The organism is Bradyrhizobium sp. 2TAF24, assembly GCF_052115025.1.
Classification (GTDB): domain Bacteria; phylum Pseudomonadota; class Alphaproteobacteria; order Rhizobiales; family Xanthobacteraceae; genus Bradyrhizobium_A.
Genome location: NZ_JBFRFW010000018.1, coordinates 21367 through 35566 on the forward strand (window position 1 = coordinate 21367; position 14200 = coordinate 35566).

General features: G+C 62.3%; 11 protein-coding genes and 4 pseudogenes. 7 read left to right on the forward strand and 8 right to left on the reverse strand.

The annotated features are described in order from the left end of the window. The first annotated feature begins 66 nt into the window (after window positions 1-66). From AB4Z37_RS25290 to AB4Z37_RS25300, 3 genes are all read left to right on the forward strand, one after another. Window positions 67-1113: a zinc-binding dehydrogenase gene (locus tag AB4Z37_RS25290; RefSeq protein WP_307769109.1), complete on the forward strand. Its 1047-nt coding sequence runs from the start codon at window positions 67-69 to the stop codon at window positions 1111-1113. 72 nt (window positions 1114-1185) lie between these two features. Then, window positions 1186-2100, forward strand: a complete 915-nt coding sequence (locus AB4Z37_RS25295) for an alpha/beta hydrolase (protein WP_307769108.1) — start codon at window positions 1186-1188, stop codon at window positions 2098-2100. Window positions 2101-2260: 160 nt separating this feature from the next. Then, window positions 2261-3907: a flavin-containing monooxygenase gene (locus AB4Z37_RS25300; protein ID WP_307769107.1), complete on the forward strand. Its 1647-nt coding sequence runs from the start codon at window positions 2261-2263 to the stop codon at window positions 3905-3907. A gap of 282 nt (window positions 3908-4189) precedes the next feature. On the opposite strand, the gene AB4Z37_RS25305 is transcribed toward AB4Z37_RS25300, so the two are convergent. From AB4Z37_RS25305 to AB4Z37_RS25330, 6 genes are all read right to left on the reverse strand, one after another. Continuing rightward, window positions 4190-4942: a glucose 1-dehydrogenase gene (locus AB4Z37_RS25305; RefSeq protein WP_307769106.1), complete on the reverse strand. Its 753-nt coding sequence runs from the start codon at window positions 4940-4942 to the stop codon at window positions 4190-4192. Window positions 4943-5012: 70 nt separating this feature from the next. Further along, window positions 5013-6653 (reverse strand): flavin-containing monooxygenase, encoded by a 1641-nt coding sequence (locus AB4Z37_RS25310; RefSeq protein WP_307769105.1) that lies wholly within the window; start codon window positions 6651-6653, stop codon window positions 5013-5015. Then, on the reverse strand, window positions 6637-7323 hold the full coding sequence (locus tag AB4Z37_RS25315) for an alpha/beta hydrolase fold domain-containing protein (protein WP_307769104.1): 687 nt from the start codon (window positions 7321-7323) through the stop codon (window positions 6637-6639). Before AB4Z37_RS25315 ends, AB4Z37_RS25310 begins: the two co-directional genes overlap by 17 nt. After that, window positions 7320-7424, reverse strand: coding sequence for an alpha/beta hydrolase fold domain-containing protein (locus tag AB4Z37_RS25320; RefSeq protein ID WP_316148506.1), 105 nt, complete (start codon window positions 7422-7424; stop codon window positions 7320-7322). The genes AB4Z37_RS25315 and AB4Z37_RS25320 overlap by 4 nt, the downstream gene beginning before the upstream one ends. A 9-nt stretch (window positions 7425-7433) precedes the next feature. Beyond that, complete coding sequence (locus AB4Z37_RS25325) at window positions 7434-7634, reverse strand: hypothetical protein (protein WP_307769103.1); 201 nt, start codon at window positions 7632-7634, stop codon at window positions 7434-7436. Window positions 7635-8113: 479 nt separating this feature from the next. Beyond that, window positions 8114-9154: an IS630 family transposase gene (locus AB4Z37_RS25330; protein WP_307769102.1), complete on the reverse strand. Its 1041-nt coding sequence runs from the start codon at window positions 9152-9154 to the stop codon at window positions 8114-8116. 174 nt (window positions 9155-9328) lie between these two features. On the opposite strand from AB4Z37_RS25330, the pseudogene AB4Z37_RS25335 reads away from it, so the two are divergent. The 4 pseudogenes from AB4Z37_RS25335 to AB4Z37_RS25350 all read left to right on the forward strand — a co-directional run. Continuing rightward, window positions 9329-9586 (forward strand): annotated as a pseudogene (locus AB4Z37_RS25335) (tyrosine-type recombinase/integrase); the annotation flags it as partial. Continuing rightward, a pseudogene (gene istA, locus AB4Z37_RS25340) lies at window positions 9575-10540 on the forward strand (IS21 family transposase); the annotation flags it as partial. The pseudogenes AB4Z37_RS25335 and istA, both read left to right, overlap by 12 nt. 20 nt (window positions 10541-10560) lie before the next feature. After that, window positions 10561-10771, forward strand: a pseudogene (locus AB4Z37_RS25345) (transposase); the annotation flags it as partial. 207 nt (window positions 10772-10978) lie between these two features. After that, window positions 10979-11483: pseudogene (locus AB4Z37_RS25350) on the forward strand (transposase); the annotation flags it as partial. Window positions 11484-11551: 68 nt separating this feature from the next. On the opposite strand, the gene AB4Z37_RS25355 reads toward AB4Z37_RS25350, so the two are convergent. Beyond that, window positions 11552-12436 carry an AraC family transcriptional regulator gene (locus AB4Z37_RS25355; RefSeq protein WP_307769101.1) on the reverse strand — a complete coding sequence of 295 codons (885 nt, stop codon included), beginning with the start codon at window positions 12434-12436 and terminating at the stop codon, window positions 11552-11554. Between the two features lie 522 nt (window positions 12437-12958). Next, window positions 12959-14065: an IS110 family transposase gene (locus AB4Z37_RS25360; protein ID WP_307769114.1), complete on the reverse strand. Its 1107-nt coding sequence runs from the start codon at window positions 14063-14065 to the stop codon at window positions 12959-12961. Window positions 14066-14200 lie beyond the last annotated feature (135 nt).

Below are 14200 nucleotides of genomic sequence, written 5' to 3' on the forward strand. Positions count from 1 at the left end.
AAAATGTCTGCTACCGGCCGCGTCGCTTTGTTCCGGGGGCCACGACAGCCCTTCGATATAGTCGAAATGCCGGTGCCGGAGCCCCGGCCCGGCGCGGTCCTCGTGCGTGTGCGGATTGCTAACATCTGCGGCTCGGACTTGCATGCATGGCGCGGCGACTTCCGGCTCGCTGGCCTCGGCGGCAAGCTGCCCACGGTGCTCGGTCACGAGATGACGGGCACGATCGCCGCGCTCGGCCGGGACCTGGATCGCGACAGCAACGGCGAACCGCTTCACGAGGGCGACCACGTTGTCTTCGCCTATTTCACCGGCTGCGGCCACTGCCCTTCGTGTCAGCGCGGACGCCGCGCCGCCTGCGACAACATGGACATGGCGATGACCGACGACGCTACCGAATGGCCGCATTTCGTCGGGGGCTACGGCGAGTATTTTTACGTGAAGCCGGGCTCGACCATCTACAAGGTGCCGCCGAAGCTTCCCCTCGAAATCGTCGCCGGCGCGAACTGCGCCCTGTCGCAGGTCATCGCCGGGTTCGAGCGGGCGAATCTTTCTTTCGACGAGACCGTGGTGATCCAGGGCGCCGGCGGCCTCGGCCTCTATGCGACGGCGGTCGCGAAAGCCTTCGGGGCGCGACTCGTCGTCGTGCTCGACGCAATCAGTGACAGGCTCGCGATGGCGAAGCTGTTCGGGGCTGACGCCACCATCAACATTGCCGAGGAGACGGACGAAAAGTCACGCGTCAACCAGGTCAAAGCGCTTACCGATGGCCGCGGCGCCGATATCGTCATGGAGCTCGTCGGGCACGCTGACGTGGTGCCGGAAGGTATACGCATGCTTGCGCAGTTCGGCCGCTATGTGGGCATCGGCAATATCAACGCCGGCCAGAGCCATACGTTCGACCCATCGCGCCTCGTCATGACCAACAAGTCGATGCTCGGCGTCGCGCTCTACGAGCCGTACACGCTGGGCAAGGCGCTGCGCTTCCTCGAGCGCAACCGCGACAGGCTGCCGCTCGACCAACTGCTCAGCGCCAAATTTCCGCTGGACCAGATCAACGAGGCTTTCGCTCAGGCGGACAGGCGCTCCGTGCTGCGCGCAAGCCTCGTTCCGTAAAGGAACCCTCCGCGTGCCCGCACGCGCAGGGGACCGAATACCTACCGCTCAACCAAGGAAGGAAGCACCGATATGCCAAGCAAGGAATCCGCAGAACTCGCCGATCTCTACCGGTCATGGGTCGCCGCGATGACGGCCAAGCCCGACATGGGCCTCGACGAGATCCGACGTCTGTTCAGCCATTGGGGCGACGTGACCGCCGATCCGAGGGGCGTCGACTACCTGGAGATCGAGGTCGAAGGGATTCCGGCGATGTGGGCGATGCCCCACGGTGCCGTGCGTGATCGCGTTCTGCTTTGCTCGCATGGCGGCGGTTATGTCGTCGGCTCGATGTACACCCACCGCAAGCTCTTTGGACATATCGCCAAGGCGGTCGGTTGCCGGGCGCTGATCGTCGATTATCGGCGCGCGCCCGAGAATCCGCATCCAGGTCCCGTCAACGATATGGTCACCGCCTATCGCTGGTTACTGGAGCGGGAGGGGTTGAAGCCGCAACATATCGCGTTGACGGGCGACTCCGCCGGCGGCGCGCTTGCGCTCACGACAATCGCCGCCGCGCGGGATAAGGGGTTGCCGCTTCCGGTGGCAACCATCCCGATGTCCCCTTGGGCCGGAATGGACACCTCGGGCCAAACGTACGACACGAACAAGGACAGGGACGCGCTGGTTTCTCGAGACACCACCACGGGCTTAGGTAGTCTTTTCATCGGTGAGAAGGGCAATCCAAAGGATCCTTTGGCAAATCCGCTTTACACCGAATATTCGAAATTCCCACCGATATACATCACGGTCGGAGACGCCGAGACTCTTCTCGACGACAGCCGGCGGATAGCGGAGCGAGCGAAGAAAGCGGGCGTGGACGTTAGAATCGATGTTTTCCCCGACATGCAGCACGTCTTCCAGTTTCTCGCGGGTACTGCGCCTGAAGCCGACGATGCGATTAAGCGCATGGCCGAGTGGGTTCGCCCGAAGCTTGGTCTGAGCTGATTCCCACAGGGAGAAATGCACCAATCGCGCGAGCCGGATGAATGCAAGTCTGTGCTCCGCGACGATGCTCTCTTGGAATCGAAATACCCGCGCCCAGACCCTTCGCCAGGGAAAAGGGAGTGCACAAAAATATTCATCACATAATAAGTGGGAAACGAACATGGACGCTCAAGTCAAGAAGGCAGCCGATCTGGATGTGTTGGTCGTCGGGGCTGGATTCTCTGGCCTTTACATCCTTCATGAACTGGTGAAACGAAACTACAAGGTCCATCTATTCGACGATGGTGAGGGGCCTGGTGGAACTTGGGATAAGAACCACTACCCCGGGGCACGCGTTGACTCTGAGGTGTGGGTCTACCAGTACACCGACCCGGCGCTTTGGAAGGATTATTATTTCACGGAGAAATTCCCAGGCTGGAGGGAGCTGAAGTCCTACTTCAACTATGTCGCGGACAAATGGGGCATCCGTCCCTACATGACCTTTAAAACAAGGGTCGTCGGCGCGACGTTTGACGAGACAACCGGTGTTTGGCACGTACGGACGAGCGACGGCCAGAACCTTACGGCCCGATATCTTGTGCTCGGGATGGGGTCGACAACGCAGCCGGTCACGCCGTCCTTCCCCGGCGCGGAGACTTTTAAGGGGCAATCCTATCATTCGGCACGTTGGCCGCGCGACGGCGTCTCGATGAAAGGCAAGCGAGTTGCCGTCATCGGGACGGGTGCTTCAGGCGTACAGATCATCCAGGAAGCATCACGCGAGGCGGACCATCTCACCGTCTTCCAGCGGACTCCGAACCTCGCTCTACCGATGGGGCAGGAGAAATATACTCGCGAGGAATACGACAAGATTAAGCAGACTTTCCAGCCAGTGATGGAGAGGACAAAACAAACCTTTGCCGGCTTTGCCTATGACCTGATCTATAAGCCGTGGAAGGAGATGAGCGCAGATGAGCGCCAGCAAATCATGCGCTTTAACTGGGATCAGAAAGGCTTCACCTTTTGGCTCGCCGCGCCGGCGGATTTATTCTTCGATGAAGAGTGCAATCGTGCGCACTACAACTTCTGGCGTGATGAGACGCGCAAGCTGATCAAGAAGGAGCATTTGGTCGAAGTTCTTGCCCCGACCGAGCCGCCCCACCCGTTCGGAACAAAACGTCCATGTCTACAGCAGTGGTATTTCGACCTTTATAACCAGGATAATGTCGATCTCGTTAACCTCAAGGCTACACCGATTGAACGGATCACTGAGAAAGGAATTGTATCTGGAGGCAAGGAGCACGAGGTCGATATAATCGTTTATGCCATCGGCTTCGACACATGTACCGGCGCTATCTCTGCGGTCGACATCAAGGATGCGCGTGGCCGGACGGTGGGCGATCTGTGGAAAGAGCAGTCTCTGACGTATCTAGGCAAGGCAGTGCCCGGCTATCCAAACCTTCTCTACACTTACGCGCTTCAGTCCCCCTCGGCCTTCGTCAATGGGCCGACTGGCGCTGAACTCGAGGGCGACTGGGTGGTGAAGTTCATTGAGAACATGGACAAAATGGGCGTCCGCCGATTCGAGGCTAGTCGCGACGCGGCCGAAGCATGGGGCAAGCGCTGCCATGACCTAGGCGAAATGAGCCTCTTTGTAAAGGCGAAATCGTGGTACATGGCTGCGAATGTCCCTGGTAAAAGGCCCGAGATCCAGCCATTTATTGGTGGACAGCCGGCATATCGCGCAGCGTTGTACGAGGAGATGGACAAGGGTTTTCCGAACTTCGTTCTCGTCAAGAAGCACGCCGATGAAATGCTCGCTGAGTGATTTCTTCTCTGTCAATGATCACTCAATCGCGACCCAAGTTGTGCACTGCACGCCGAAACACATTCGGGCGCGACGTTTTCATTCATGGCGCGACCGGCAGAGCCAATGGCGTCTTCCGTTGCACGTTGGACGGCTCCGATATCGCGCGGTCGCTGGACATTCCGACCTGGATGTTCGACCGCGGCGCATGTGCAGTCATGCCGATTGCTGGCGGCCGATAGGCCAAGCCGCCAGCAATGATCAATTCGGGACTTGGCGGGTCCGCAACGGGCGCAGAAAGGGTCAGTTGGCGGTGTAGCCACCATCGACCACCAGTTCCGCTCCATGCACGAACGAGGACTCATCCGACGCCAGGAACAGCACTGCCTTCGACACCTCGCTTGGCTGGCACGGCCGGTCGAACAGCGTGGCGCCCATGATCGCCTTGCGGGTCTCGGCGTCACCGTGCAGAAGATCCTTGGTCATGGGCGTGTCGATGACGCCGGGATGGATCGAGTTCACGCGGATGCCGAACCGAATCAGATCGACCGCGCAGGACTTCGTCAGCAGCCTGACCGCCCCTTTCGAGGCGATGTAGGCCGCCGCCGAGGGCGCGCCCACGATGCCGTAGATCGAGGAAATGTTGATGATCGAGGCGCCAATGCCCTTCATCAGCGGGACGAAGGCCCGAATGCCAAGCCATACGCCACGCACGTTCACGTTGAAGACGCTGTCCCACTCTTCGTTCGTGGTTTCATGCGCGGGCTTCAGGATGAGAATACCCGCGTTGTTGACCAGGATGTTCAGTTTCCCGGCCTTCGCCTTGACGGTATCGACGGCAACCGCCCAGTCGCTTTCTTTCGTGACGTCCAGCGTCAGGAACTCGGCCTTGCCTCCTGCAGCAACGATGCCGTCGACAACCGCCTTTCCTGCAACCACGTCGCGGTCGCAGACGAAGACATGGGCCCCTTCAGCCGCCAGTTGCTCGGCATGGGACTTGCCCATCCCCATCGCACCACCAGTGACCAGAGCCACCTTGCCTTGAACGCGTTTCATTGGTCTTCCTCCCTTGATTAGCACAGTCTGGAATGCCGAAAGCCATTGTCTGGCTTTCGGCAAGGCGAACTCAGGCCACGCTTTCCGCCGCTCGATCGAAGATCATGGTCTGATAACCGCCATCCTTCACCGCGTTGATGGCGTTGCGGTAGTTGCCGATGCCCGCCATGTAGAACATCACCGCGTTCTTCTTGCCGGGGATGTTGGCACCGAAAATCCAGCTTTCCGCCTTGGGAAACAGGGTCATGTCGGCGATCGTGCGGCACAGGGCCACCCATTCGTCGCGCGCAGCTGCGGTCGGTTCGATGGAGCTCAGGCCCTTGGCCTCCATCATAGCGATCACATCGGCGATCCATTCCACCTGCGTCTCGATGCTGGGCGGAAGGTTGGTGAAGGGACCGTTGGGGCCGAGGATCATGAACAGGTTCGGGAAATCCGTCTCCATCATGCCAAGATAGCCGAGGGGGCCGTCCTTCCACTTGTCGCGCATCGTCACGCCGCCCCGGCCGTGCATGTCCATCTTGGTATAGTTGCCGTCCACCGCGTCAAAGCCGGTCGCAAAGATCACCACGTCCAGCTCGTGCTCCGCCCCGCTTTCCAGACGGATGCCGGTCGGCGTGAATTCCGCGATCGGATCGGCCTTCACATCCGCCAGCGTGACGTTGTCGCGGTTGTAGACGCCGTAATAGTCGTTCCCGCACAGAGGCCGCTTGGCGTAGATGTCCCGCGGTGTCAGCGCCTTTGCTGTCTCGGGGTCCTTCACGATCTCCTTGATCTTCTTCTTGATGAAGTCCGCCGCCGCGTCATTGGCGATCTGGCTTGTCGCGATGTCGCAGAACGTCCCGAACATGAAGTAGAAGCCGCCGCCGCGCTGCCAGGCCGCCTCGAACACACGGTCGCGCTCTTCCGCCGATGCGGTTTCCGCCGGGATGGTGCTTTCCTGAAAGCCGAAGGCCACGACCGACGATTTCACCTGCTTCCAGATTTCCTCGTAGTTGGCTTTCTGCGCGGCGATGGTCGCGTCGTCCTGCGGGGTATTGCCGATCGGCACGACGTATTGCGGAGAGCGTTGGAACACGGTCAGGTGCTTGGCGATGGGGGCCGTGGCGGTGATCACCTGAACGCCGGTCGAACCGGTGCCGATGACGCCAACACGTTTGCCGGTCAGGTCCACACCATCGGGCCATGCGCCGGTGTGCAGGATCTTGCCCTTGAAGCTGTCGATGCCCTTGTATTTCGGCGTGTTCGTCGCCGACAGCAGCCCCAGGGCGGTGATCAGGTATTTGGCGGTGACGGTCCGACCCTTGTCGGTCGTCACATGCCACAGGCCGGTTTCATCGTTGAAACGGGTCGCGGTGACGCAGGTGTTGAACTCGAAGCTGCGCCGCAGGTCGTAGGTATCGGCGACCTCGTTCATATAGGCGAGAATCTCGGGCTGAGTCAGGTAGCGGGTCTTCCAGCGACCCTTCTGCAGCAATTCGCCGCTGAAGGAATAGCGGTAGACGAAGCTTTCGGTATCCGACAGCGCGCCGGGATAGCGGTTCCAGTACCAGGTGCCGCCCACATCGCCCGCACTGTCGAAGGCCATGACGTTCAGGCCCTGCTCGTTGCGCAGCTTGTAGACGGAATAGAGCCCGCCGAACCCCGCGCCGATCACGACGGCATCATAATCCGCGCCCTTGGTCCGGGTCCTTTCAAGTGTCTTCTCCATGATCTTCCTCCTTGGACATGGCTCCGCAGTCGCGACGAAGACGCGGTTGACGGACCATTCGACTGTGATGGATGGGTAGGACCCCACGTCCGACCAGGACGCAGAGCCACTCGATCAGAGCGAGCGATACCAGGCGGCGATGCGTGCCAGTTCCTGATCCGCCTCGGGGGCCGCGGCCCGACAGGGCCAGGAAGACGTGCTGCATGCCCGGCACGACCGAAAGCGTCGTCTTCACACCCTGCGCCTTGGCCTTGGCAAAAAGCGTCTCGGAATCGCTCTGAAGCGTCTCAGCTCCACCGCAGGTGATATAAAGCAGCGGGAAGCCTGCGAAATCGTTCTCCAGCGGGTTCGCCAGCTTGTCCAGCGGATCGGTCTGACCGCCAAGGAACATGCCGGCCATCGCTTCGAGAATCGGCTTGCCGACCAACGCATCCGTGGCAAGCCAGGGCGAATAGGCGATGACCGCGCCCGGCAGGGGCAGGCCAAGATCGCGGAACTTCAGCACCGAAGCGATGGCAAGGTTGCCGCCGGCGCTGTCGCCCGCCGTCAGGATGTTCTTCGCGTCAAAGCCCTGGGCCAGCAGCGCCTTGTAGGCGGCCACCGCATCCTCGATCTGCGCGGGGAACGGATGCTCGGGTGCCCGGCGGTAATGCAGGATGCAGGCTGTCACGCCCAGGGCCTTTTGGCCAAGTGGCCCGCCATCTTGCGGTGGCTGTCGGCGGAGCCCACGGCAAATCCGCCGCCATGGGTGTAGACGATGACGCGTGACATATCCGCGCCTTACGGCAGCGCCCAGATCGCCTCGACTCCGCGAACATGATCGCTCTTGTAGCTGACGTTCTCGGGTTCCAGCGCGGGCTGGCCCCATTCATCGAACATGCTGCGCAAGTTCAGAATGGTAAGGCTTGGATTTGCGACCATCTGGTCGGTCCAACTCTGATAAAGCGCGCGCAGCGCGTCGGCTTCCTTGCTGATTGCCATATTTCTCCTCCCAGAGATCGGTTTGTCTTGCAGATACCTCGTTCGCCCGGCCGATATCCCACTCGGCACACGCTGGTCGTGCGCCCTTCGACCAGTTTTTCAATCCTAGAAAGCGTTGAAGTGGCCTGTATTGGATACTCTTGCTCGATCCATTTTATGTTCTTGCTGCCCGGGCGAGGCGCGCGGCCTTCGGCCTCCGAAAATCTCGGAGACCAGTCTGGACCCGTCGCCACGGAGTCCCGATTGGATGCACATCAGCCCCGTAGCAGGGTTCCTATTCCATGGAAAAACACATTCTTCTCGATGCAGGCGTCGGCAAGCTCATGCTGTCGCCCGTGGTTCCAACCGGAAGAATTCGCGAGGCAAAACAATATATCGCGAACAAAGTAGCGATCGTCACTGGCGGCGGGTCGGAAATCGGGCGAGCAACTGCGTCGCTCTTGGCTGATAAACCCAAACGCGGCGGGAATCTGTGTTGGTTACGCCTCGATGAAGTGGAAGCGGTTGGTGATGAGGGAGGCAAGTTCCGCCTTCCACTGTGCCTGGTTGCTGAAGAAGTGGCGGATGGCGGCCTTGAAGTCGGCCAGCGTCGCGTAGTGGGTATTCCACAGCGTCTTTTTCTTGAAGAACCACCACAGCCGCTCGATCAGGTTCAGGTTCGGCGCGTAGGGCGGCAGGTAGAGCAGCTTGATGCGGCAGCCCTCGGCCGCCAGCCATTCCCGCACGCTGGCGGCGCGGTTGTAGGTGGCGTTGTCGACCACAACGCCGATCGCCTCGGCCTGCGGGTGACGTGCGGCCAAGTCCTTGAACAACGCGATCATCTCGGCGCCGGTGATGCGATCCGCCTCGCGTATCACCACCTCTCGGCCTGGCCAGCTGAGCGCGCCGTTCATGGTCACGTTCACCCGTCCGTGGTTGCTCTTCAGCGTTCGCGTCTCGCCGCGGCGGATCCAGCCGCATGCGGGATGGGCATCATAGGCGGGATGCGTCGCGTCCACGAAATAGAGGGGCCGCGCCGGATCGCTCTCGGCGGCGGCCATTAGGGGGGCCAGCGTGGTCTCCAGGAAAGCCCGCTGTGCGGCGGCATCGGCCTTGGCCGGGATGCATTTCGGGCGCTTCCAGACAAAGCCCATCCGGCCCAGCAGACGGGCCATCGCATGCGGCGTGTAGGCCAGCTTGAAGCGGTCGGCGACGAAACCGCAGACCGCCTTGGCCGTCATGTAAAGCCGCGCCGACAACTCGGCAGCCAATGCCGTGCTCTGTGCCTCCGTCAGTACCGGGGCGTGTCCGGCATAGGCCAGGTGCTCGATCCCCTTGCAACCATCCGCCAGGTAAAGCCGCCGGTGCGCGCGCACTGTCTCCGCCTCGATAAACAGTGCCTCCGCCACCCGCTCCGCCGTCCAGCCGTCGTCGAGCAGCAACAGCGCGTTCATACGCCGATGCACAGCGCTGTTCGTATGGCGCCGTAGCATCGCCAGGAAATGGGCGCGGTCTTCAGGTGTCAGCACAACGCCAGCCATGCCCGACATCGAGTCAGATGTCGCCGCGTCGCCGCAAGCAAAATCCGTCGGAGTCGGGGTTTACCAACCTGCGGGGTGGCTGACTCATGTGAGGGATTCCCGACGCGGGGGAATGTAGGTAAGCGTGATCTAATGGCCGCGAGCGGCTATGCGGCGATGGCCTGAGTGGCGGGGCGGGTCTTCTACGGCGTGACGCTGGGTCGGACCGAGCTGCCGGAGCGGATCGCGTATGCTCGCGAGCCGCGCAAGCTGCCGCTGGTGCTGAGCGCAGATGAGGTCGTGCGCTTTCTTGAAGCGGTGCCCGGCTTGAAGAGCCGCACGGCGCTGACCACGGCCTACGCTGCCGGACTGCGGGCCTCGGAGGCGGTGCGGCTGAAGGTCAGCGATATCGACAGTGGCCGGATGATAATCCGGATCGAGGAGGGCAAGGGCGTGCCGCGCGACAAACAAGATGATCCGCTCGGCGCCGTTTTCGAGCAGGAGGTCGTGCCGATGCTGACCGCGGCGCCCGGCTTGCGGCCCATCGCGATCTTCGAGGAACTGATCCGGCGCCATCCCGAACTCGGGGCCGGGATCCGGCGCACGCTGGAGCGGCGCATTCGCGAGTGGCGCGCGCTGCATGGCGCCGAACGCGAGGTGATTTTCCGCCAGACGCATGAGCCGGGCCGCATGGGGCTGTCCGACTTCACCGACATGAGCGCCTTCGCCGTCACCATCGGCGGCGCGCCCCTCGATCACCGGCTCTATCACTTCCGCCTTGTCTATTCCGGCTTCGAACACGCCCATGTCGTGCTCGGCGGCGAAAGCTTCGTCGCCCTGGCCAAAGGGCTGCAAAACGCCCTGTGGGCGCTCGGCGGAGCGCCGTTCGAGCACCGCAGCGACAGCCTTTCCGCCGCGTTCCGCAATCTCGACCAGGATGCGCGCGAGGATCTGACCCGGCGCTATGACGATCTGTGCGCCCACTACGGCATGACGCCGACCCGTAACACCAAGGGCGTCGCCCACGAGAACGGCTCCATCGAAAGCGCCCATGGCCACCTCAAGAGCGCCATCAAGGACGCGCTGCTGATGCGCGCAAGCGCCGACTTTGACGATCTGCCGGCCTACCGCCGGTTCATCGACGAGATCGTCAGCCGCCGCAACGCCCGCAATCGCCCGCGCATCGACGCCGAACGCGCTCAGTTGAAGAAGCTGCCGGACCGGCGCACCAGCGATTATGAGGAGGTCGGCGTCCGCGTCACCACCTCGGGCGGCTTCACACTGCGCAAGGTGTTCTACACCGTCCCCTCGCGCCTGATCGGCCACCAGCTGCGCGTCCGGCTTTATGACGACCGCCTCGACGTATTCATCGGCGGCACCAAGCTCATGACCCTGCCGCGCGGGCGCGCCCACCCGTCTGGCAAGCGCGCTCAGGCTTCTTCCTGCCGGTGCGCGTGCTCTCGCGGCTCTTCCGGCGGCTGGTCCTGGAGCAGCTCCAGGCCGCACGGCAAGCTCGGCTTCTACGGCGACCTCGCCGGCTTGGCCAACCAGGCCGCCTTCGCGCAGCAACTCGGCGGATTGCGTCGGCTCGAATGGGTCGTCTACGCCAAGCCACCCTTTGGCAGCGCCGATCGGGTCACAACGCCCACAGGCTCACCTTGAAGGGAGACTCCATGCGCAAAGCCGCCGCCAAGACCGCCCCGCTTGACCCGGGCTCCGCCGCCTGACTTGATCACAATGCCAACGACGGAGAGCATTGGCCGGGATCATCGGAATCCTTGGCCGCCATCAATCGGAAGCGATGGCCGCCTTCGTTCGGAATCGGTGGCCCGCTTCGTCGGAATCCGCATTCCAGACCCCGAAGAAGCTCAGCTCAGCAGTTACTTCGGTCTCGCGCCTCGGATCCGTCAATCAGGCGATCATCCCGCTCGCCACGGGCGCATTACGAAGCAAGGGAACAGCGGCGCACGACGCATGCTTGTTGAGGCGGCCTAGTCGGCGAAGACGGCGCCAAGACCGCTGCGCGCCTTCTTTGCGCGAGTGCAAAACAAGCGTGGTGCGCCAGCCGCCGCCGTGGCGACAGCGAGAAAGCTGGCGGTGCTCATCTGGCATGTTCTCGCGACCGATCAGGACTATGTCTACGCACGGCCAGCCTTCACCGCTATGAAGCTGCGGAAGGTGGCCTTGAAGGCCGGGGCGCCGAGAGCTTATGGAAAGGCTGGTCCCGGCAGAGACTATTGGATCAAGGAAATCCGCGAACGGGAAGCTCGTTACGTTGAAAGCGCCGAGCGTGCTTACGAGAGGATGGGCGGCGTGGGAGGCAACGCCGCCAAAACTGGTGGAAAAATGACAAATCCTCCTTCTCAACACCATCCGTAGTTAGAGCCGGTCACGTCATGTCCAAGCGCGCGCCTGCCATCAGTCGAAAGTCCGCCGGTATTCAGCGGGCGTCATTCTGTAAAGCCGGCGGAAGAGCCTCGTCATGTGGCTCTGATCGGCGAAGCCCGCCTCGTACGCGACTTCCTTTAACGGCAGACATTGCCGCTTGATCAACTCGCTCGCGCGCTTAATCCGTTCGCGTACCAGCCACTGATGCGGCGGACAGCCGAACTCCGCACGGAACTTGCGCGAAAAATGGAATACGCTGAGCCCTACCGCGCCAGCCATATCGGTGAGCGAGACATCACCTCCCAAGTTCTCGGCCAAGTACTCGGTCAGGATCCTGCGCTGGGCCGGGGTGAAGGTACCCGAACTCCTTGGCTCGCGGAATTCGGTGTGGGCAAAGCTACGCAGGACATGCACGCAAGCCTGCGTAAGCAATGTCTCTACCATCACGCGTCCGCCAACCTCGCCGCCGCTCAGTTCCTGCCGAAGCCTGCGGCTGACCCAAGGGAAGAAGTCGTCGACCGCGCGGACCTTATCGCCGATTTCGACATCCGCTATGTTGCGGTCGTAAATGTCGCCGGCAACCTTGGTGATCGCGTCATGGGAGAGATAGATGTGGGACACCGAGATCGGCCGTGACCACGCCCATTCCGACTGTTCCGCGCGCGTCAAAAGAGAAACTACGCCAGGCTCGACCCGATGATACTCCCAAGGTCCCCCGCATCGTCGTCCCATGCGGGCTGCTTCGCCTTCGTAGACAACGATCATGTAGTCACGCATCGACGGAATGGCGACATGAAGGTCGGCGTACTCATAGCCTTTCAGTGTCACGCCACGCCACCGGGATCCGCTGCTGTCCAGCGTCAGTTTCCCCGGGATCCAGCGCGGAATATCGTCCGGCGGAACCAGCCTCCCCATGATTTTATCCTCCCATCAAGTTTTTCTTCTACTATCGAGTCATTCGGCAAAGTTGTCAAAGGCTATCCGGAGCGGGTGTCGCATCCGGAGCGGGCCGGGTTGCGAAGACGGGGCGAGCGCGGCGGGCAAATGGATAGCCAGTCCGGCACTGGGTTGGTTAGTATTTAGAGCACCGTCCGATCGCGAAAGCGCTTCCCCGACGCGGAAGTGGTCTGATTCTCATGTTCGCTGTCAACCTGCTGGGGCGCAGGTTTCCGCCGCGTGTCGCGGTGTCCGGCTGGTTGGGTTGCACAGGGGAGGACGCGGCGGCGCAAGACGACGGTTGATCAGACTCTGATGCGCGGGTTGGTTACCGCAGGACCGGTGTTCGTCTTGGGCCTTCCTCTGTCTCAATGTCGCGGGTTGGTGCCGCCGAATCAGATCGAGGGTTGCCCTGACCTGCCGCCGCGCCCACCGCTGTGCAACGAAGGATCCTCGCTCTTCCTTTCCTGGTCGCCACTTTTTGCTCTGGCAGGGACTGCCCTATGCGGGCTGCGCCATGCGAGCGATGGCCCAGACGAATGCGGCCATCTCGCGGGCGATTGCGACGACGATGACGTTCTGCGGCTTGCCGGTGTTCTGGAGGCGCCGGTAGCGGGTGCACAAACGGACCTGCGCTTTCCAAGCAGCCGCCCTGATCGCTTCGGGCAGGCCATCGTTGCGCCGGGTGATGTCCTCGCCCATGCGGGCAGGGAGCCGGTAGGTCCACGCCCCTTCGACCAGCACCCGACGAGCCCGGATGTTACCGGCTTTGGTGATGTTGCCGCGGGCGACCTTGCGTCCTGAGGAGTGCTCCTTGGGCACGAGACCGAGCCATGCCATCAGCTGCCGCGGCGAGGCGAAACGGCCGAAGTCGCCGATCTCGGCCACCAGCGTCACGGCCGACATCAGCGCCACGCCCCGCATTGACTGAACGGCGGCGACCACGCCCGCCAACGACCAAGCCGGCAGCAGTCTGCGGATCGCGTCCTCGTGGCGGCCTTGCCGGGCACAGGCCACCTCCATCCGCTGGATCAGTTCCTCGAACACGATCTGTTCGGCGGGATGGGAGAAGCTCTGCCGGGCCAGCCAGGCCCGATGTGCCCTGGTCCAGTGCTGACGGGTGGATATGGCACGGTCGTGGCGCAGTAGGAACGACAACACCAACTGGCGTGAGCGCCGGACCTCCTGCATCGCGGTCTGGCGGCCGCGAATCAGCTCGCGCATGGCCTCGTGGTCGGCATCGGGCACCCACACGCCTTGCAGCTCTCCGGCGCGGAACAGCGATGCCAGCATCGTTGCGTCCCGGCGGTCTGTCTTGATGTGCCCGCCAGGCTTGGTTGGGATTAGCGAGGGTGCAACCACCAGGCATGGATGGCCGAGCGCCAGGATCTGCCGGTACAGCCCATACCCGCATGGTCCGGCCTCATAGCAGAAGCTCAGCACCGGGTGCTTCGCCGCGAGTTTCGTCACCAGCTTACGCACGGCCTCGGCCTGGTTCGGGATCGTGCCCCAGAACCGCACCTCCTCACGCAAGCCGCCGTCGGCAATGGCCACGTCCAGCGTGTCCTTGCTGTTGTCGAACGCCACGTACGTTGTCGTATGCTCCACCACGGCTCGTCCCCCATGCCTGAGGCTCTGGACCGCCAACCGGCCCAACCCTCGACCCAGCATGACAAGGGACGAGCCACCAAGCTCGGCGAACATGCGGTCTCAAGCTGTCTGCCGGGAAGGCGGGCGGCAGGG

Bases quoted from the DNA above. Each gene is read 5' to 3' on its own strand.
- AB4Z37_RS25290 (WP_307769109.1), top strand. From the start codon at position 67: ATGCCGGTGCCGGAGCCCCGGCCCGGCGCGGTCCTCGTGCGTGTGCGG.
- AB4Z37_RS25295 (WP_307769108.1), top strand. From the start codon at position 1,186: ATGCCAAGCAAGGAATCCGCAGAACTCGCCGATCTCTACCGGTCATGG.
- AB4Z37_RS25300 (WP_307769107.1), top strand. From the start codon at position 2,261: ATGGACGCTCAAGTCAAGAAGGCAGCCGATCTGGATGTGTTGGTCGTC.
- AB4Z37_RS25305 (WP_307769106.1), bottom strand. From the start codon at position 4,942: ATGAAACGCGTTCAAGGCAAGGTGGCTCTGGTCACTGGTGGTGCGATG.
- AB4Z37_RS25310 (WP_307769105.1), bottom strand. From the start codon at position 6,653: ATGGAGAAGACACTTGAAAGGACCCGGACCAAGGGCGCGGATTATGAT.
- AB4Z37_RS25320 (WP_316148506.1), bottom strand. From the start codon at position 7,424: ATGTCACGCGTCATCGTCTACACCCATGGCGGCGGATTTGCCGTGGGC.
- AB4Z37_RS25325 (WP_307769103.1), bottom strand. From the start codon at position 7,634: ATGGCAATCAGCAAGGAAGCCGACGCGCTGCGCGCGCTTTATCAGAGT.
- AB4Z37_RS25330 (WP_307769102.1), bottom strand. From the start codon at position 9,154: ATGGCTGGCGTTGTGCTGACACCTGAAGACCGCGCCCATTTCCTGGCG.
- AB4Z37_RS25355 (WP_307769101.1), bottom strand. From the start codon at position 12,436: ATGGGGAGGCTGGTTCCGCCGGACGATATTCCGCGCTGGATCCCGGGG.